The organism is Massilimicrobiota sp. SW1139, from assembly GCF_012027715.1.
Taxonomy (GTDB): domain Bacteria; phylum Bacillota_I; class Bacilli_A; order Erysipelotrichales; family Coprobacillaceae; genus Allocoprobacillus; species Allocoprobacillus merdigallinarum.
Window position 1 is genome coordinate 1 of record NZ_SJOR01000012.1, and the last position, 19977, is coordinate 19977.

At 31.5% G+C, this 19977-nt stretch carries 17 protein-coding genes; 2 read left to right on the forward strand and 15 right to left on the reverse strand.

Features of this window, described 5'->3' with window-relative positions:
* Positions 1-128: 128 nt before the first annotated feature.
* Complete coding sequence (gene dtd / locus E0K96_RS07715; RefSeq protein WP_168082382.1) at positions 129-581, reverse strand: D-aminoacyl-tRNA deacylase; 453 nt, start codon at positions 579-581, stop codon at positions 129-131.
* A 218-nt stretch (positions 582-799) separates the two neighbouring features.
* On the opposite strand from dtd, the gene E0K96_RS07720 reads away from it, so the two are divergent.
* On the forward strand, positions 800-2059 hold the full coding sequence (locus E0K96_RS07720) for a replication-associated recombination protein A (RefSeq protein ID WP_087298166.1): 1260 nt from the start codon (positions 800-802) through the stop codon (positions 2057-2059).
* 52 nt (positions 2060-2111) lie between these two features.
* Here E0K96_RS07720 and E0K96_RS07725 read toward each other — a convergent pair whose 3' ends face one another.
* The 8 genes from E0K96_RS07725 to E0K96_RS07760 are packed head-to-tail and all read right to left on the reverse strand — an operon-like array spanning position 2112 to position 10872.
* Positions 2112-3221, reverse strand: coding sequence for a phosphotransferase enzyme family protein (locus tag E0K96_RS07725; RefSeq protein WP_168082384.1), 1110 nt, complete (start codon positions 3219-3221; stop codon positions 2112-2114).
* Positions 3214-4140, reverse strand: coding sequence for a nucleotidyltransferase family protein (locus E0K96_RS07730; RefSeq protein ID WP_168082386.1), 927 nt, complete (start codon positions 4138-4140; stop codon positions 3214-3216). Before E0K96_RS07730 ends, E0K96_RS07725 begins: the two co-directional genes overlap by 8 nt.
* A 16-nt stretch (positions 4141-4156) precedes the next feature.
* Positions 4157-6310 (reverse strand): 1,3-beta-galactosyl-N-acetylhexosamine phosphorylase, encoded by a 2154-nt coding sequence (gene gnpA, locus E0K96_RS07735; RefSeq protein ID WP_168082388.1) that lies wholly within the window; start codon positions 6308-6310, stop codon positions 4157-4159.
* Entirely contained in the window at positions 6307-7437 is a 1131-nt protein-coding gene (locus E0K96_RS07740; protein ID WP_168082390.1) for an ABC transporter ATP-binding protein, read from the reverse strand. The genes gnpA and E0K96_RS07740 overlap by 4 nt, the downstream gene beginning before the upstream one ends.
* Positions 7438-7447: 10 nt before the next feature.
* Positions 7448-7615 (reverse strand): DUF6903 family protein, encoded by a 168-nt coding sequence (locus E0K96_RS07745; protein WP_168082392.1) that lies wholly within the window; start codon positions 7613-7615, stop codon positions 7448-7450.
* Between the two features lie 12 nt (positions 7616-7627).
* The gene (locus E0K96_RS07750) at positions 7628-8500 is read right to left on the reverse strand and encodes a carbohydrate ABC transporter permease (protein ID WP_168082394.1); all 873 of its coding nucleotides are present in this window, start codon (positions 8498-8500) and stop codon (positions 7628-7630) included.
* 12 nt (positions 8501-8512) lie between these two features.
* Positions 8513-9409: a carbohydrate ABC transporter permease gene (locus E0K96_RS07755; protein ID WP_168082396.1), complete on the reverse strand. Its 897-nt coding sequence runs from the start codon at positions 9407-9409 to the stop codon at positions 8513-8515.
* Positions 9410-9468: 59 nt separating this feature from the next.
* On the reverse strand, positions 9469-10872 hold the full coding sequence (locus tag E0K96_RS07760; RefSeq protein WP_168082398.1) for a carbohydrate ABC transporter substrate-binding protein: 1404 nt from the start codon (positions 10870-10872) through the stop codon (positions 9469-9471).
* A 153-nt stretch (positions 10873-11025) separates the two neighbouring features.
* Here E0K96_RS07760 and E0K96_RS07765 point away from each other — a divergent pair, with 153 nt between their 5' ends.
* Positions 11026-11910, forward strand: a complete 885-nt coding sequence (locus E0K96_RS07765) for an AraC family transcriptional regulator (RefSeq protein ID WP_168082400.1) — start codon at positions 11026-11028, stop codon at positions 11908-11910.
* 201 nt (positions 11911-12111) lie between these two features.
* Here E0K96_RS07765 and miaA read toward each other — a convergent pair whose 3' ends face one another.
* The 6 genes from miaA to E0K96_RS07795 all read right to left on the reverse strand — a co-directional run bounded on the left by miaA (position 12112) and on the right by E0K96_RS07795 (position 19961).
* Positions 12112-13035 (reverse strand): tRNA (adenosine(37)-N6)-dimethylallyltransferase MiaA, encoded by a 924-nt coding sequence (gene miaA / locus E0K96_RS07770; protein WP_168082402.1) that lies wholly within the window; start codon positions 13033-13035, stop codon positions 12112-12114.
* Positions 13028-13387 carry a phage holin family protein gene (locus E0K96_RS07775; RefSeq protein WP_168082404.1) on the reverse strand — a complete coding sequence of 120 codons (360 nt, stop codon included), beginning with the start codon at positions 13385-13387 and terminating at the stop codon, positions 13028-13030. The genes miaA and E0K96_RS07775 overlap by 8 nt, the downstream gene beginning before the upstream one ends.
* The gene (gene mutL, locus E0K96_RS07780) at positions 13387-15201 is read right to left on the reverse strand and encodes a DNA mismatch repair endonuclease MutL (RefSeq protein WP_168082406.1); all 1815 of its coding nucleotides are present in this window, start codon (positions 15199-15201) and stop codon (positions 13387-13389) included. Before mutL ends, E0K96_RS07775 begins: the two co-directional genes overlap by 1 nt.
* A 12-nt stretch (positions 15202-15213) precedes the next feature.
* Positions 15214-17703 (reverse strand): DNA mismatch repair protein MutS, encoded by a 2490-nt coding sequence (gene mutS / locus E0K96_RS07785; RefSeq protein WP_168082408.1) that lies wholly within the window; start codon positions 17701-17703, stop codon positions 15214-15216.
* A 96-nt stretch (positions 17704-17799) separates the two neighbouring features.
* On the reverse strand, positions 17800-18306 hold the full coding sequence (gene cotE / locus E0K96_RS07790; RefSeq protein ID WP_129737930.1) for an outer spore coat protein CotE: 507 nt from the start codon (positions 18304-18306) through the stop codon (positions 17800-17802).
* Positions 18307-18452: 146 nt separating this feature from the next.
* Positions 18453-19961, reverse strand: coding sequence for an IMP dehydrogenase (locus E0K96_RS07795; RefSeq protein WP_168082410.1), 1509 nt, complete (start codon positions 19959-19961; stop codon positions 18453-18455).
* Between the last annotated feature and the right edge of the window lie 16 nt (positions 19962-19977).

Sequence of the window (19977 nt, forward strand, 5' to 3'; positions counted from 1 at the left end):
GCCTTTGCAAGTCTTTTTTTTACTTTTTTTCGTTTTTTTGTTTTTTGATGGTTTAATCATCACATTTTTCTTAGAAAATAAACGTCTTTTCCTTTAAAACATTCAATTTTCTTATTTATAATATAAATTTACTTACAAATTTCCTGACTATCTAAAATAATTGTTACTGGTCCATCATTAATAAGCGAAACTTTCATATCAGCTCCAAACACACCAGTCTGCAACTCAATCCCGTGTTCTTTAATTTTTTCATTAAAATAATCATACAATGGTATAGCATATTCAGGTTTTGCAGCATGAATAAAACTAGGTCTTCTTCCTTTTTTACAATCCGCATACAATGTAAACTGAGAAATAGATAAAATACTCCCATGAACATCTTGCAAAGATAGATTCATTTTTCCATTTTCATCTTCAAAAACACGTAAACTAATCATCTTATCAACAATCTTATCGACAATTTCTTTTGTATCATCTTGACAAAAACCCACCAAAACCATAAATCCTTTTTGAATTTGTCCATATACACTCCCATCAATTGTAACACTACTTTCTTTAACTCTTTGAACAACAACTTTCATTATATCCTCCATTTCCCTGTATCTTCATTAATAAGATACAAACTCTATAATTAAAACCCAATTTTGCATTAATTCAAATCAATTGAGTACATTTCTCTATAAAATATTTTTATTATCAATATTCACAACAAATTTCATTTTCGCATTTTTCACCTATCCTTATACCTTGAAAAATGCTATAATCATTATATCAAAATTATAGAAAAAGGAAAGATTTTATGGCAACAACTTTAGCACATCGTATGCGTCCAACATCTTTAAAAGATGTTCTTGGTCAAAAACATATAGTCGGAGAAAATGCTTTATTTTCTCAATTTGTTAAAAAAAAACATCCTATGTCTACTATTCTTTATGGTCCACCTGGATGCGGAAAGACAACAATTGCATCAGCTCTAGCTAACGATTTAAATATTCCATATCGCCTTTTTAATGCTTCCACTGGAAACAAAAAAGAAATGGATATAATTATTGAAGAAGCAAAACTTTCCGGTGAACTCTTTGTCATTATTGATGAAGTTCATCGTCTTAATAAAGATAAACAAGATCACCTTTTACCCCATATTGAAAATGGATTACTTATTATTGCTGGATGTACAACAGCAAATCCTTATCACTCTATTAATCCTGCCATTCGTTCGCGTTGTCAGATAGTAGAAGTTAAACCTTTAAGTCAAGACGATATTATTCTTGGATTAAACCGTGCTTTAACTGCAGAAAATGGTTTGAATAATGCATATCAAGTTGAAGATGGTGTCTTATCATATATTGCTCAATTAAGTAGTGGTGATATTCGTTATGCTTATAACTGCTTAGAAATCAGCACTATTCTTTCTGAGGATTCACTTATTACTTTAGATACTGTTCAAAAATCTTTATTTAAGGCTAATGCTCAATTTGATAAAGATGAAGATCAATATTATGATACATTAAGTGGTTTACAAAAATCTATACGTGGTAGTGACCCTAATGGTGCAATGTACTATCTAGGAAAATTAATAGAAGCTGGTGACATAGAATCTTTAGAAAGAAGAGTGATTACAACAGCATATGAGGATATAGGCTTAGCCAATCCAAATGCCTGCATGCGTACCGTCATCGCTTTTCAAGCAGCTAAAGTTATTGGCTTCCCTGAAGCACGCATTCCTATCGCAAGCGCTATTATTGATTTATGCCTATCACCAAAATCGAAGTCATCTGAAGCGGCTATTGATGCTGCTTTAGCATCTTTAGCTAAACACCCTTATCCAGCACCAAACTATTTACGATTAACACCTGTAGGACTTGAAGAAGATGAAAAATATAACTATAATCGTCCTGAACTTTGGGAATATATTCAATATCTTCCTGATCCAATCAAAAAAGAACAATTTTATATTCCATGGATGACAAGTTCTTATGAAAAAGCACTTGCTGAAAACTATCGTCGTATACTTAAACACGGAAGAACTCATCACCTTAAAGAACTTAACAAAAAATAAAAACATCTATCGTTTTATCATCAATCAAAACAATAGATGTTTTTTTGTTTTCTTAATTTGTATACTTTGCTACTATTTCATTCATCTGATCCCATTTCTTTTCCATATCTGACACCAGTTTTAATTGAGTACGACAACGAACTAAATTATGTGTTGGATATTGAATTTTAAAATAAGTATCACCTTGCAAATAGTCAGTTAAAAAACGCATTCCACATTCAAATGTCATCACTTTTGCCCCAATAGGAAGAGCTTTAATTTCAGATAATGTCAATTTCCCTTGACAACCTTCAAGAAATCCTTTTGTATATATTTCAAATAAATGCATGTCACACTCAACTTTTGATAAATCTTTTTCATCTTCTAAAGCAGTGCTTGCACCAAAACGAATAGAATCACCAAAATCATTAACAACCAACCCAGGCATCACTGTATCTAAATCAATTATACAAATGCCCTCATGTGTCTTATCATCAATCAAAATATTATTTAATTTTGTATCATTATGAGTTACACGTAATGGAAGTTCCCCGTTTTCTTGCATTTCTGTTAATATATTTGCTATGTCTTCTCTTTGTAAAATAAATTGAATCTCATCTTGCACATCTTTTGCACGATGCATTTTATCTTCTTCTACTGCTGTTTTAAACACTTCAAATCTAGCTTTTGTATTATGAAAATCAGCAATTGTTTCATGTAAAGTGCTCGCAGGATAATCACTTAGTAAGTTTTGAAACTTTCCAAAAGCTAAACCACTTTGATAAAAGTCTTCTTCTGTTCTGACTTCATCATAACCCGTTGCCCCAACAATAAAATGATAAGCGCGCCAATAATCACCATCACTATCTTTACAATACGGTTTTCCATCCTTTGCCAAAATAACAGTAAGTGTTTCTCTTTCTGGATCTCCACCATTCTCAATAATTTTTTTTCTTAAAAACGCTGTAACATTTAAAATGTTTTCCATTAATTGTTCAGGATTTATAAAAATTTTTGTATTCATGCGTTGTAAAATAATAGGAACAATGCCCATATGTTTTATTTTAAATTTAACTAAATAAGTATCATTAATATGTCCACTACCAAATGGTTCTATTGTAAATAATTCGCCTGAAAAATCAAATTGGTTTATGACTTCTTTTACTTTCAAATGATTATTCATCATAAATACCCCACAACTTTTGAGGATATAAACCCTGCTGTTTCATACGTTGAATCGCTTCTTCCACAACTGGCTTATCAGCTTTATATGTGACACCATACCATTTAGCAGGTGATTTTAAAACTTGTACAGTTGCCTTTTTTTCCTGCAATAATCTACTCACAACATCAGGAATAAAATATTCACATTTCAATGGGTTATCTTTTAAATTCTGATCTAAAAATGTTGGAAATCCTTGAACAATTTCTTCAATGATTTTTTGACTAAATCCCCATAAATTCATAGAAACAATTGTTCCTTTAGGCACTGCAAACCATTGGTCATCTTCCTGATACATTGCACCATTTAAATCAGCTTTAATTTTTGTGCGCTCAGTAATGCTACATAAATAATTTTGTTCATCAACTTCACAAATTCCTCGTGCTACTGTTCCATTTTCAGTCAGCGTATTTTCAATACAGTAACCTACCATAGCCATACGATATAGTTCATCATCTTGATGACTAGCCAAATAATGATAAATCATTTGAAAAGATTCAAAGCCATAGTAATCATCCGCATTGATCACTGCAAAAGGTCCATGAATCCATTGACGACAACAATAAAGTGCATGTGCTGTTCCCCATGGTTTATAACGTCCATCAGGCATCTGATATCCTTCTGGCAAATCATCAATCTGTTGAAAAGCATAATGAACATGCATTATATTTTCTATACGTTTACCAATCGTATTTTTGAAAATGTCTTCATTTTCTTTTTTAATGACAAAAACAACTGTATCAAATCCTGCTCTTTTGGCATCAAAAAGAGAAAAGTCAATAATAATATGTCCATCTTGGTCAACAGGATCTATTTGTTTCAATCCACCATATCTACTTCCCAATCCTGCAGCCATAATGACAAGAACTGGTTTTTCCATGTATTATTCTCCTCTCTTAAATTTCTACCCATCTTAATTCCATTGGTTCTAAATCTAATGTTTCTACTTTTTCACCATGAATATATAAATCCGTTGATAGTGAATCTGTTGTATTGTTAATAACAGCTATTTTTCCTACTTTTTCAAAAGCAGCGACTTCTGTATTCACATTACTTACATAGAATTTCTTCATTTCACTCTCTTTACCAGCAGCCCAATAAATAGCACGTAATAATAAACGACAATTTTGTGGTGAATAAGGCAATCCAGCAAAATAGACACTTCGTCCTTTTCCATAAGTATTAGTAACGAGCTGTGCATAACCATGATGTTGACTCAAAATCTGATAATTTTCACCATGAGCATAAATTCCATCCATTCCTTCTCCAAAATCAATGTCTTCATCAATATCTTCTAATAGGAAATGATTTGAATTCACTTGATTATATTTGTCATGACTCAAAGTAAAACCAACTTCTTTATCAACACCTAAAACATCACTCAATTGGAAAAATTGTCCCTGATATTGATAAGCTGTTGGATCACCGACACCGATAAATCCACCACCTTGATCTACCCATTTTCTAATACGTGTAACAACTTCTTCATCAATCCAGTTCTCAGCTCCTGACCATGAAGTATATTGTGCTCCTGCATTAATAATAACTTTATATTGATCTAATGCACCCTTTTTCACATCTTCAAAATTAATAAACTCAATATCAATTGGCATACCACTTAAACATTCAATAATTCCCACATAAGAATAAATTTCTCGATACCAAATTGAATGATGAACTTGATTATTCATCCATTTTCTACATGCTCCCCAGCAATTTAAAATAGCGACTTTAAATGGAGATACATATGCTTGAGTTCCCTGAATAGTCTGATGAATTTCTCTAAATTCATCTACAACATGTTTAATTGTATCAATAAATCCAGGCCATTCTAACGCCAGCTTTAAATACCCTCCATAACCAATACGATCTAATGGACTACGTAAAATAGCACGACGTGCTTTTAGCCAATTATTATGAGCTTCCCCAATAGGATCGCCACCTTCACAGAAAACATCTGGGAAAAAGTATGGAAGTAAACGTCCTTCAGTGTACTTAACACCTTTAATATCCGAAATCATCCTCATCGTTACTCCATCACCTACAGAGCCTACAACAGCATCAAGTCCTATTGATTCAAAATAAGGGCCATATGGTTCTGTCCCAATCCAGTGATCTCCTAAAAACATCATAGCTTCTTTTCCATAACTATGAACAATATCTACAAGTTCTTTAGCTAGTTGACAAACTTCCTGCTGTTGAAACTCAATAAAATCTTTAAATTCTTTTGACGGAACTCTAAACAATGAATTATGATATCCCTGATCAACAATAAATTCAGGTCTAAATTTATATCCTGCCCATTTCTCAAATTTTCTTAAAATATAAGGTGAAACACTAGCACTATACCCAAACCATTCAACAAATTTCTCTCTTTTTTGTTCATCAAAAGTTAAAGTAAATTGATGGAAAAAAGTTGTAAAACGAATGACATCAACTTGAGGATGATCTTCACAGAATTTTTTTAATTTCTCTTTTACATATTTTTGTGTTTTCGGTTGTCTCACATCATATGTCAATTGATGTGGGGCATCTTTCCAGTCATTTGTTATAAAATTATACATATGAACAGGATCCCAAATTAAAAATGCTAAAAAACTAACTGTATATACATGATATGGGATTGTTTGTATTGTAACAGTTCCTTGATCTTGATCATATTCCCAACAATCAGGTGAAACAACTTCTCCTGTCGTACGATCAATAACTTCCCACCAAACTTTTGGGTCATCAATAAAATTAGGCTTTAACTGTTCAGTATGAAATCCTTTCATTAAAGTAATTGTTAAAGATGACTGTTTTGCTGTATAACGATCTGTTATAAGATACTCTTGTTGAATTTCTTCAGGATTCGCGAGTGCCCATTCATTATCTTTTCTTGTTGTATAATAAGTAGCATAAACCTTTGCATCCATATCCAACAATTCTTGTGGCATTTGCGTTCCATCACAATCTCTAATTGCATCAGCTCCTAGACTTTCTTTAAGTGCTATTGTTTCATCAATAACATCTAAATCAGTAGGGAGTGTAAGTCGTCCATAATTTTTCATGATTCTTTTTCTCCATTTTCTAATATATTTAATTCACTCTCTTTATCAAAGAAATGTGCTTTATTCATCAAATATGTAAATGAGCCCTGATCCCCAGTTCTTAAAGCGGTACTTCCAGGAACTTTCACCACAAATGGCTGATTATCTTTTGTCATATGAATATAGCTTTCTGCACCCATTAATTCTACAACATCTATTTCACTTTGAAATGATGATTCAGGATGCGACATGATATAATGAGGATGTGTTGATATATCTTCTGGACGAATGCCCATTGTGACAACCTTACCTATATATCCTTTTTCTTTTAATATTGTTCCTTTATCTTCAGGAATTTTCAAACTGATATCTGAAAGTTCAATATACATTTTGCCTTCTTTTTCAACGATTTTTCCATCTCTAAAATTCATTTGCGGACTTCCAATAAATCCAGCTACAAATTTATTAATTGGATGTTCATATAAAAATGTTGGGGCTGCAACCTGTTGAATGCGACCATCTTTCATAACAACAATTCTTGTTCCCATTGTCATCGCTTCAGTTTGATCATGTGTGACATAAATAAAAGTTGTCCCTAATTGTTGATAAATTTTTAAAATTTCAACTCTCATCTGTACTCTTAATTTTGCATCAAGATTGCTTAATGGTTCATCCATTAAAAAGACTTTTGGTTCACGAACAATTGCTCTTCCCAATGCTACACGCTGTCTTTGTCCACCAGATAATGCTTTTGGTTTTCGATCTAGATATTGTTCAATATCAATTGCTTTTGCTACTGCTCTTACACGTCTATCTATTTCATCCTTAGGAACTTTTGCAATTTTTAATCCAAATGCTATATTATCATAAACAGACATATGAGGGTATAATGCATAAGACTGAAACACCATTGCTATATCACGATTTTTAGGTGCTACATCATTCATCAATTGACCATCAATATAAAGTTCTCCTGAAGAAATATCTTCTAATCCTGCAATCATTCTTAATGTTGTAGATTTTCCACATCCAGATGGTCCTACAAAAACAATAAATTCTTTATCGGCAATATCTAAGTTAAAATCAAAAACCGCCTGTACCTGATTATCATATATTTTATCAATATGTTTTAAAGATAGTGTTGCCATATAATTCCTCCTACTTATATTTTTTATTGTACATATACAGCAAGATCAATAGTCCTGCTAAACCAATCAACTCTAAAACTAAACCTGTATATCCCACCAGACTTTGACCATAACAGACTAAAGCAAAGGAAACAACAAAACAAACAATTGCGATAATATTTTTTGTTATTTGACTCATACTTTCACACCTCTAATCTTTTAATCCGCCAAGCGTCATACCTTGCGTTAATTTCTTTTGAACTAAGATATATAGTATTAATGTAGGCAACATGACAATCACAAGACCCGCATATAATTGTCCATAATTAGCTGCTGCCATCTGTCCTTTAGATAAAGTGACTAAACCTACTGGTAAAGTTTTTGAAGCCCCAGGCATTAATGTTAAAGCGATGATATATTCATTCCAAAAAGCTAAAAAGTTAAATAGAATAACAGTAATAATACTTGGTTTAGCCATTGGAGCCATAACTTTAATTAAAGTTTTAAAATAACCGCATCCATCAATAAATGCTGCTTCTTCATAAGCTTTTGGTAATGTCTTAAAATAACCACTTAATAAATAGATAGTAAATGGTAAAGCTGTAGAAGCATAAACAACTGCTAAAACAAATATGTTATCCAAAAAGAAAGTTTGACCAAATAAATTATAAATCACATCATCCCAATCTAATAACATCAAGAAAATAGGCACCACAATATAGTTAACATTAATAAAAAGTCCTGCCATAAATAAAGTATTAATAATTTTCTTACCAGCAAAGTCAAATCTTGCTAGAACATAAGAAGCCGGTAAAGCAATGATAACCAGTAAAATTAAACTTAATGCTGTTACAATCACAGAATTCAATAAATATTCAGCCATATGTGCTTTTTCAAAAGCATCAATAAAGTTTTGAAAATAAAAACTCATTGGTAACGTCCATGGACTCCCTTGAAACTCTGCATTTGTTTTTAATGAAGAAACAAACACCCAGGCAACAGGAACAATAATAGAAATAGCCAAAGAAATCAATGCTACATAGACAAATATTTTATATAACTTTTCTGTACTCATTTTTTTCATATGTCTACCTCCCTAGTATTCCAATTCATCACGTTCAGTTATCTTATTAATCGTAGCACTTAACAAGAAAGAAAATAAGAATGTTACAGCCCCAATGGCCATACCATATCCATAACTTGCATTATTGTATGCCTGATCGTAAAGATAGAATAATAAAACACGACTTGCTCCATCTGGTCCTCCAGTTGTCATAACTTGCACAAGTAAAAAACTCAAGTTAATTGTACTAATAACGAAAAATGTTAATGTTGTACGAATATTTGTCCAAATCAAAGGAAGCGTAATCATAAAGAATTGTTTGATTTTACCACATCCATCTAATTCAGCAGCTTCATAATAATGGGCTGGAATAGATGACATACTTGCCATATACATAACCATATAATAACCTATAGCCTGCCATATTAAAGCAAAAGCAATGGAATACATAACAATAGACTGATTACCTAAAAATTGGACACCAATCCAACCTTCTCCATGAAACAGACTCAGAAAGCTATTCAATAATCCATTTGTTGAAGGGTCATAGATAGCACTAAAAATGGCTCCAATAACGACAATAGATAATATATTAGGAATATAGAAAATAACCCTAAAGAAATTCTGACCTTTCAATTTCTCTCTTACCAAAATGGCAGCAAATAAAATGGCTAAAGCAAGAGTAAAAACTGTCACAACGACAATGACAAATATTGTATTTTGGAACGCGCGAATAAAATTCATATCTTGAAATAAAATGGCAAAATTATTAATTCCGACAAATTCTTTGATATCTGAAAATCCACCCCATTTTAATGTCGACATTAAAAAGACATTGATTGTAGGATAAATCATAAATATAGCAAATAAAATAACTGCTGGAGCAAGACATAAAATCACAAAACGTCTTTTTTCCTTAGTTTTATTCATAAAATACCTCCTTTAAAAGGTAGGCGATTTTCCCACCGCCTACCTTCTATATTTTTTGACTATTTGTCTGCTTTTGCATTTGCTTCTGCTATTTTTGCAACTGCATCAACAGATTCTTGATACCATTGATCAACAGATTTATCTCCGTTCATTACAGAGTTAACTGATCCAAATAAAATACCAGTTTCACCTGTTAAAGTCACACCTTCAACAGCTTCAGCAGCCATGAATGTTGCACTATTTGTTTTTATACCTTTTTCAGATAATGTATACATAAATGCATCTGATTCAGCTACTCTCTTTTCAGAACCTTTAATAGGAATTAAATATCCTGCTTTATAAACTTCTTTACCATCATCATTCTTTTTCATTGCTTCTTCATCTAAAGCACCATATTTATAGAATAAGTCTGCTGCTTCATCACTATAACAATAAGCTAAGAATTGTAATGCAAGATCTTTGTTTTCAGCTTTTTCAGGAACATACATTTGTTCAACAAAGTTTGTTGAATAAGAATCTCCGCCAGCTTTAGCAGCTGGAATTCCAGTCATACCCCATTCGAAACCTTCAGGTGTCGTTGCTGCCATTTCACCAGGTAACCAAGTTCCATTAGGAATAAATAATGCATCTCCATCAATAACAGCTTGTTGATTTTTAACAAAATTATCACCATTAGCATTTGCTACTGTTGTAGGTAATGTATAATCTTTTAATTTTCCAACAATTTCAAATGCTTCTTTAACTTCAGGAAGTTTCCATGCTTCTGTATCATAAGCAATTAATTTAGCATAAACTTCAGGGCCAGCAGTTGCATTTAATAAAGAAGTAAAGAACGCATCAAAATATCCAGCAGTTGGATAAGTAAATAAGTAAATTCCTTCTTTCTTTGCTTTTTCTCCTAATTCAAACATTCCATCCCAATCAGTTGGTACTTCCCAACCTTTTTCTTTAAATAATCCAGCATTATAAAATAATCCACAAGGTGCGTTATTAAGTGGTGCTAAACGTAAAGTTCCATCACCATAAGGATCAGCAGTTGCTCCTTCAACAAATGATGTTAAAACTTTATCTTTCACTTTCACGTCTTCACCTGGAACTGTTTCATCCAATAACGCAGAAATATCAGCAATTTGTTTTTCTTTAATAAGTGTATCAGTTAATCCCCCAGTTGCTCCAACACTTAAGTAAATAATATCAGGAACATCTTTTCCAGAAGTCATTTTTGGTCTTAAAACATCACTAATCTTTTTATCAAATGTAGATTCTACTTTAACACCAGTTTTTTCTTCAAACTTTTTAATAACTTCTTCCCAACCTTTTGTTCCATAACCACCATCTAATCCGGCGATTTTTAAAGTTTTACTTTCATTACTAGATGTACTACTATTATTACTGCAGCCTGTAATTAATGTTGCACACATCAATAATGAAAGACCTAAAGATAACATTCTTTTCATTTTCATCTGTTATTTTCCTCCTCCATGATATCTTTCTAATAACAATATATATAAATGTAAGCGTTTTATCTATATCGAAATTGTTTATTTTTTTATATATCTTGCTATTATTTAAAAATGCGATATAATTAAAAAGGAAACGAAAGAGAGGAATATAATATGAGCAGTAATCGCATCAATATCGTTGATGATCAATTTTTTGACCATAAATCACAATTAATGTATATTTCGCATTCTAAATACGGAAGTGATTGGAAATCTTTAAAACATTTTCACCCTTTTACAGAAATTTTTTTTGTTTTGAATGGAAGAGGCAAATTCACTGTTGAAAATAAAACCTTTCCAATTAAAGAAAATGATCTCATTGTTGTTTCTCCTAATGTGTACCATTATGAGAATTCACAAGAAGATAAACCTTTAGAATATGTTGTATTAGGTGTAAAAGACTTATTATTTCAAATAGATGAAATCAATCCACATTTTATTTATCAAAATTTTAATAAGGATAGTGGTGATATTCGTTATTATTTTTCGCATCTATTAGTTGAAAGTAAAAATAAAGAAATAGGATATGATACTGTCTGTCAAAAACTATTAGAACTTTTATTACTTAAAATCATTAGAAAGCTCAACATTCAACTTCATTCACATCAATCTTCATTACCTATAAGACGTGAAATAAAAATGATTTGTCAATATATTGACCAAAATTATGCAAATAATATAACACTTGAATCTCTTGCTCAATATATGAAAATGAATAAGTATTACATGTCTCATGAATTTAAAAAATACATGCATATTTCACCTATTCAATATCTTATTGAACGACGCATTAAAGAATGTCAATCACTTTTAAGAACATCCAGTCTATCTATCTCAGAAATATCTGAAGCAGTTGGATTTTCTTCTCAGTCTTATTTTGCACAAATTTTTAAAAAAACTCTTGGTTTAACACCTCTACAATACCGTCAATCAAATACAAACGATGAAAGATTGCATCAAAATGATCATGATAACTTTCTTATTCAATCCATTGAATAAAAGCATAAAACCTTATCATCATCAACAATCCTATATCAAATACAAACTTAATAATGTACAATTTTATCCTCATAAAATTGTACATTTTTATCATTTTCATTTTCAAAAATAAAGAAACTCTATAACATAAGAAAGATTCTATATTTTAAAAAGTTTTCTATCAATACTTACTTTTTTCTTATATCATATAAAAAGATGGACTCATACAAGAGTCCATTTATTGATTTGTTCACACACTGATTGAATCGTATGATCAAAACAATCTAAATCCACATCATACCAGTGAACAGGAAATTGGTTTCTAAACCATGTATATTGCCTTTTGGCATATTGTCGTGAATGTTTTTTGATATTTTCATACACTTCCTCACGACTAATCAATTGATCAAAATAATCAAACCATTCTTTATATCCAATAGCTTTCATACTTTGATTTTCCCTCGTCAATCCTGTTTGATATAATTGATAAACTTCCTGTTCTAATCCTTGTTGCTTCATAGATTCAACACGCTGATTAATTCTTTCATAAAGGCATTCTCTTTCCATAGTCAAGCCAACAAAATAGGCATCATATAAGCAAATATGTTGTTGAGCATCAATAATTTCACTTTTTCTTTGACCAGTCTGCTCATATATTTCAATAGCACGTAAAACACGTTGACGATTATGTGGATGAAGCTCCAAAGCACTCTTAGGATCTATTGATTTTAAATATTCATAGAGTTCTTCGTGACTATAATGAGCATATTTTTTTCTAAAGAATTCATGATGGTCTTCTGTATCATTAAAAGTATAATCATATAAGGCCGCTTTAATATAAAGACCAGTCCCACCAACAATAATAGGCATTTTTCCTCTTTGGACAATTTCATCAATCATTTTTCTAACCTGAGTTTGAAAATCTTTCACACTATAATAAGCATCCGGCTCTAACATATCAATGCAATGGTGAACAATTCCCTGCATTTCTTCATGAGTCACTTTAGCCGTACCAATATCCATTCCTTTATAGATTTGCATAGAATCTCCACTAATCACTTCACCATTGAAATATTTTGCTAAAGCAACTCCCATTCTTGTTTTTCCTACACCTGTTGGTCCTACAACAACAATCACTTTATTCATTGATTTTACCAATTCCCAGTAAACTATATAAAATAGAGATAATAACCGATATAATAATTGTGAGACCAAAAGAAGGAATATAAAAATCTGGAGCCAAAATCATTTCAGCTATTTCTAATACAAAACCATTAATAATCAACTGAAACAATCCTAAAGTCAATAATGTGATGGGAAAAGCTATAAAACTTAATAGAGGTTTAATAAACGTATTTAACAAGGCTAAAACAATAGCAATCAAACAAGCAACACCAAAGTTTTTCACATACACTTCTGGAAATAGATATGTTGTAAGCATAATAACAGCACCACCTAAAAGAAATTCTAAGACTAAACGAAAAATACTTTTACGCATTAAACCACCCTCTTAAATAATTTTTCTAATTCATAACTACTGTAAAAAATAATTGTTGGTCTACCATGTGGACAAACATATGGATTATCACATCGCATAAGATTATCAAAAATAGTCTGCATATCCGCTTGTGATAAATACGTATTTGCTTTTAATGATGCTTTACAGCTAAGTGTTGCAATCGCATGATCTTGCAAGGCAACAACATCTAAATGATTTTTATGCAAAACCTCTTGAATCATTTCATCTACAAATACATTTTCATCAATTTTTTTCATCCACAGTGGTAAACTTCTTACAATATAACCATGTTGCCCAAATACTTCTAAATGAATACCTACTTTTTCTAGCATCTCTTTTCTTTCTTCTAAAATAAGAAATTCACTCATTGGATATTCAAATTGTAATGGAACAATCAATGGTTGCATTGTCAAATCAAGATTGGCAAATTTATCTTTATAATATTCATAATTAATTCTTTCCTGAGCAGCATGCTGATCAACCAGATACATTCCTTTTTCATTTTCACCAATCAAATAAGTTCCATGAATCTGTACTTTCGCATATATTTTTTCCTTTATAGGTTTTATTTTTTCTTCCTTCATCACAGGTTGTGGATTTTCAGGTATGATAACATCCTGTTGTACCTCTTGACTTTGATATGCCAAAACAGGTTCTTCAACACTATGATTGTCTTTTGAAACAGTTGACTGAGTCCATAAAGGTGTTTCTTGAATTGGCGGTTCTTCTGAAATTGGCAATGTCATTTGATCTAATTGTGGTTTGAAAGTTTCTCGTTCTGTTTGCTTATTTTTAGCTTCATATGTTAAATCGACCTGTCTCAATGTTTCACTGACACCATTATAAATTAAATCTCTTAATTCATATTCTTTAGAAAAACGAACTTCTAATTTAGACGGATGAACATTGACATCAACCAAATAAGGATCAACTTCAATATTGACAACAGCAATAGGGTAACGATTATCAGCCAAATAAGAACGATAGGCATTATTAATAGCATCTATACTCATGACATTTTTAACATAACGATGATTAACCAAAGTAATAATATTAGCTTTAGATGCACGTGATGTATCTATTTTACTGATATATCCATCTATTTGAAATTCATCAGTCTGCAGATGCAATGGCAACATATTTTTAGCTGTTGCAATTCCATACATATTAGCAATGACCTCTAAGAGCTGTCCTTTTCCATTCGTTTGAAAAATAGCCTTATCATTATGATAAAGATGAAAAGCTATTTTAGGATAAGCCAATGCCATACGTTCTACATATTGATGAATAGCCGCAAATTCACTATTCACAGATTTTAAATATTTTAACCTGGCAGGAACATTTTGAAAGAGTTTCGTGACAGTGATTTGTGTCCCTTTAGGCAAGTCGCAGACTTCCTCTTGCTGATACTTACCAAATTCATAAACAATAGATGTTCCCTGGAAGCCCGTTGAAGTTCTTAAATCAAAGCGACTGACTGAGGCGATAGAAGGAATAGCTTCTCCTCTAAAACCTAATGTCATAATATTGAATAAATCTCGATCATCCTTAATTTTACTTGTCGCATGCCTAGAAAAACACAAACGTGCATCCACTGCTTCCATACCTTCACCGTTATCACAAACTTTTATTTTTTGCATACCACCATCTTCAATAAATATATCAATTTTTGAAGCACCGGCATCAATACTATTTTCAACCAGTTCTTTGACGACACTTGATGGTCTTTCTACAACTTCTCCCGCTGCAATTTTATTAGAAAGAATATCATCTAATTGTCTGATTTTCCCCATTTTCTCACCTCACTATAATAATTTTTTTAATTCAATTAATGTACTTAAAGCATCTAATGGAGATAATGACATTGGATCAATACGTTCTAATGCTTTTTCCACTGCACTTTCTTTTGTAATCATTTGAGGTTCCTGTTTTTCACTAATAACTTTTTCAATATTATTATTTTCTAAAGATTCTAAAATCACTTGAGAGCGTTGGATAACTTCTTCTGGTAACTTCGCTAATTGAGCAACATTAATACCATAAGAACGATGACTTTTTCCTGGTTTAATCTTATAAAGGAAAACAATATGATCATCTTCTATTGAAGCACTGGCATGTACATTTTGAATATGGAAAGATGCATCCATCATTGTCAGTTCATGATAATGTGTTGAAAACAGAGTTATACATTGTATAGATGTCGCAATGTATTCAATAATGGATTGAGCAATGGCCATACCATCAAAAGTTGCTGTCCCACGACCAATTTCATCAAAAATAATTAATGAATCTTTGGTTGCATAACGTAAAGCATTATTCGCTTCAAGCATTTCTACCATGAAAGTTGACTGTCCAGAAATCAAATCATCACTAGCACCAATACGGGTAAAAATTTGATCAAAGATAGGCATATTCGCTTCATCTGCCGGAACAAAAGAACCAATTTGTGCCATAATCACACTTAATGCAATTTGTCGCATAAACGTAGATTTACCACCCATATTAGGTCCTGTAATCAATAGAATAGATTGATCTTCAGGAATATGAATATCATTAGGTACATAATTTTGTCGAGAGATAACTTGTTCTATCACTGCATGTCTGCCATTGACAATATTTAAAGTATGATTTTGATTAAAAGTTGGTCTGACATATCCATATGCACTTGCTTTTGAGGCCAAGGATTGATAGACATCAATTTGTGCAATTACTGCGGCAACATCTTGGATCAAATGAACATCTTTTTTAATATATTCTCGCATTTGTACAAAAATTTCATATTCTAGCGCAACAATTTTATCATTAGCACTTAAAATCTTAGCTTCCATTTCTTTAAGCTCTGGTGTCACAAAACGTTCAGCATTAGAAATACTTTGTTTACGTGTATATTCAAACTCATCTTTAATCATTGGTAAATAACTTTTTGTGACTTCAATATAATAACCAAAAACACGGTTATAACCTATTCTTAATCCTTTGATGCCTGTTTTTTCTCTTTCTTTAGCTTCAAATTCACTTAACCATTGTTTTCCATTTTCACGAATATATCTCAATTCATCTAATTCCTGATTATAACCTGAGCGAATCAATCCACCTTCTTTTAATGTCAATGGAGGATTATCAATAATGGCCTCATCAATGGTCTGTGTTAAATGTGATAAATCTATGAGTTGATTCGCCAATTCATGCGTATAAGGATGATCTAATGATAAAAGCTGATGCTTCAATTCTGGGATTACCTTTAAAGAAGAAGCAATCCATTTTAAATCTCTGGCGTTAACATTTCCAAAAGCAATACGTCCAGCTAATTTTTCCAAATCATATACATCATTAATAATATCTTTAATAGTTTCACGTTCAATGAAATTATCAATTAATATTTCAATGATATCCATACGTTTTTCAATTTTTTCCTGATTAACCAATGGTCTTTCAATCCACTGTCTTAATAAACGACCACCCATTGCTGATTTTGTATCATCTAATAACCATTGCAAAGTCCCATAACTTTCATTATTTAAATTCTTTATTAATTCTAATGACTTCTTTGTATAAGAATCCATATAAATATAATCTTCAGTTTTAACTTCCTGAATTTTTTGTATATGTTCTAACTCTCTTTTTTGAGTATCCAACATATAATTTAATAATAAAGAGCATATTTTGATTTGTTTTAGATCAGTTATTGAATCGAAGATTTTTTTATAGTTTTCATTAAATTTATCATTATCAAAATGTGAAATAAATAAACCATCCATTGTCCAATCATCTTGAACAACAATTTCTTTCAATCCTAAAGAATCAATATAGTTTTTAAGAACATGTTCCTTTTTATCAATATTGACAACATAGAATTCACCTGTTGAAATATCACAATAAGCCAAAGTATAGTTAAAATCAAAAATACCTAAAGCCCCAATATAATTATTTCTTTTTTCATTTAAAGACGTATCCATAATCGTTCCAGGAGTAATAATTTGAACAACGCCACGTTTAACAATACCCTTTTTTCCAGGTTCAGATAATTGTTCTACAATTGCTACTTTATGTCCTAAATCAATAAGTTTTTGAATATAGCCACTGACTGAGTGAAAAGGAACTCCACACATAGGAACTCTTTCTTTAACCCCAGCATTTTTTCCAGTTAAAGCTAAATCCAATGCTTTAGATACAACAATAGCATCATCAAAAAACATTTCATAGAAATCACCTAAACGAAACATCACTATAGCATCTTGATTTTGTTCTTTAATTTCCAAGTATTGCATCATCATTGGTGAATATTTTTGCTTCATAATATTCCTCCTTTATAACTTCCCCATTATAGCATATTTTGTAAAATAAAGAAAAGATTCCATACAAAAAAAAGATGCAAAAAGCATCTTCCTATACTAGCCTTTAATAAAATGCGGATTGATTTCAATATCTTCTAAATCATCCCAAATTTCTTCTTCATCTTTCACTTCTACTTTAATACATGTTTCTCCACTAATTTCAATTTGCATTTCTTTTTCAATTTCAATTGTCACTTCTTTTGATGCATGCGTAGCCGATAAACATTTTGGTTTTTCTAAACATCTCCCTTTGACCTGATCATTATTTTCAAATTCACGATCTTCCTTTTTAGTAACCTGCATGTCGTCAATATAAGTGACCTGATGTTTTTCTACAATTGAATCCATTTCATCATGATAACTGTACCAAATGTGAATATCAAAAGTACCAACAATTTTAGGAATCTTATTTTTAATAGCGGCTTCATAGTGATGATTAGTAATCCAGCACCCCAGTATATCATCAGGTAAATGACTCAAAGTAAAATTGTAAGTATTCCTAGATAATTTTTTGCCTTTAGCCACAATCGCTTTTGTATAGATCTCTCTAATATTATGACTCATAAACCCACCTCTATATACTATATGATAAATCTCCTTAATTACCACAATTTTTTAATATATTCATCAAATATTAACCAGTGAGTTCGTGAATTCCCTTAATCAATAATCATAAACATGATAAAAAAAGATACTTCAAATGAAGTATCTTATTGATTATGTGATGGTGTTGAATCTTTCAACACAACATCATGTGCTCCACCTTCAACAATACTTGTTGAAGAAACAAGAGTGATTTTGGCTTTTTCCTGTAATTCAGGAATTGTTAAAGCACCGCAGTTACACATAGTTGATTTAATTTTGGCAAGTGTTAAACCAACATTATCTTTTAATGGACCTGCATATGGTACATAAGAATCAACACCTTCTTCAAATGAAAGTTTTGCATCTCCACCTAAATCATAACGTTGCCAGTTACGTGCACGAGCGCTTCCTTCACCCCAGTATTCTTTCATATACTGTCCATTGATATTGACTTTATTTGTAGGTGATTCATCAAAACGAGAGAAATATCTTCCTAACATGATAAAATCAGATCCCATTGCTAAAGCTAATGTCATATGATAGTCATGAACAATTCCACCATCACTACAGATAGGAACATAAATTCCAGTTTCTTTAAAATATTCATCTCTAGCTTTAGCAACTTCAATAGTTGCAGTTGCTTGTCCTCTACCAATTCCTTTTTGTTCACGTGTAATACAAATAGAACCTCCACCGATTCCAACTTTAACGAAATCAGCACCGCATTCAGCTAAAAATCTAAATCCTTCAGCATCAACAACATTTCCAGCACCAACTTTTACACTATCACCATAATGTTCTCTGATCCATTCAATTGTTAATTTTTGCCATTCACTGAATCCTTCACTAGAATCAATACATAATACATCTGCTCCAGCTTCTACTAACGCAGGAACACGTGTTGCATAATCTCTTGTATTGATACCTGCACCAACAACATATCTCTTAGATGCATCTAATAATTCATTAGGATTAGATTTTCTTGATTCATAATCTTTTCTAAATACAAAATATTCTAATTTCTGATCATCATCAATAATTGGTAAAGCATTCAACTTATTATCCCAGATAATATCATTAGCTTCTTTCAATGAAACACCACTTTTAGCAGTAATCAATTTATCAAATGGTGTCATAAACTCAGATACTTTTGTATCTAAAGACATACGTGAAATACGATAATCTCTTCCTGTTACAATTCCAACTAATTTTCCATTTTGTGTTCCATCTTCAGTCACAGCCATAGTTGAATGTCCAGTTTTTTCTTTTAACGCAATAACATCCTTTAATGTCTGATCAGGAGCAATATTTGAATCACTTGGAACAAATCCAGCTTTATAATTTTTCACTTTTCTAACCATTTCAGCCTGTGCTTCAACAGTTTGTGATCCATAAATAAATGAAACTCCACCTTCTCTTGCTAAAGCAATAGCCATTGTATCATTAGATACAGATTGCATGATTGCTGATACAAGTGGGATGTTTAACGATAATGCAGGTTCTTCACCTTTTTTAAATTTAACTAATGGTGTTTTTAAACTGACATTTTTTGGTTGACACTGAGCACTTGAGTATCCTGGTACCAATAAATATTCATTAAAAGTATGTGATGGTTCTTCAAAAAAATATGCCATAATCTCTCTCCTTTTT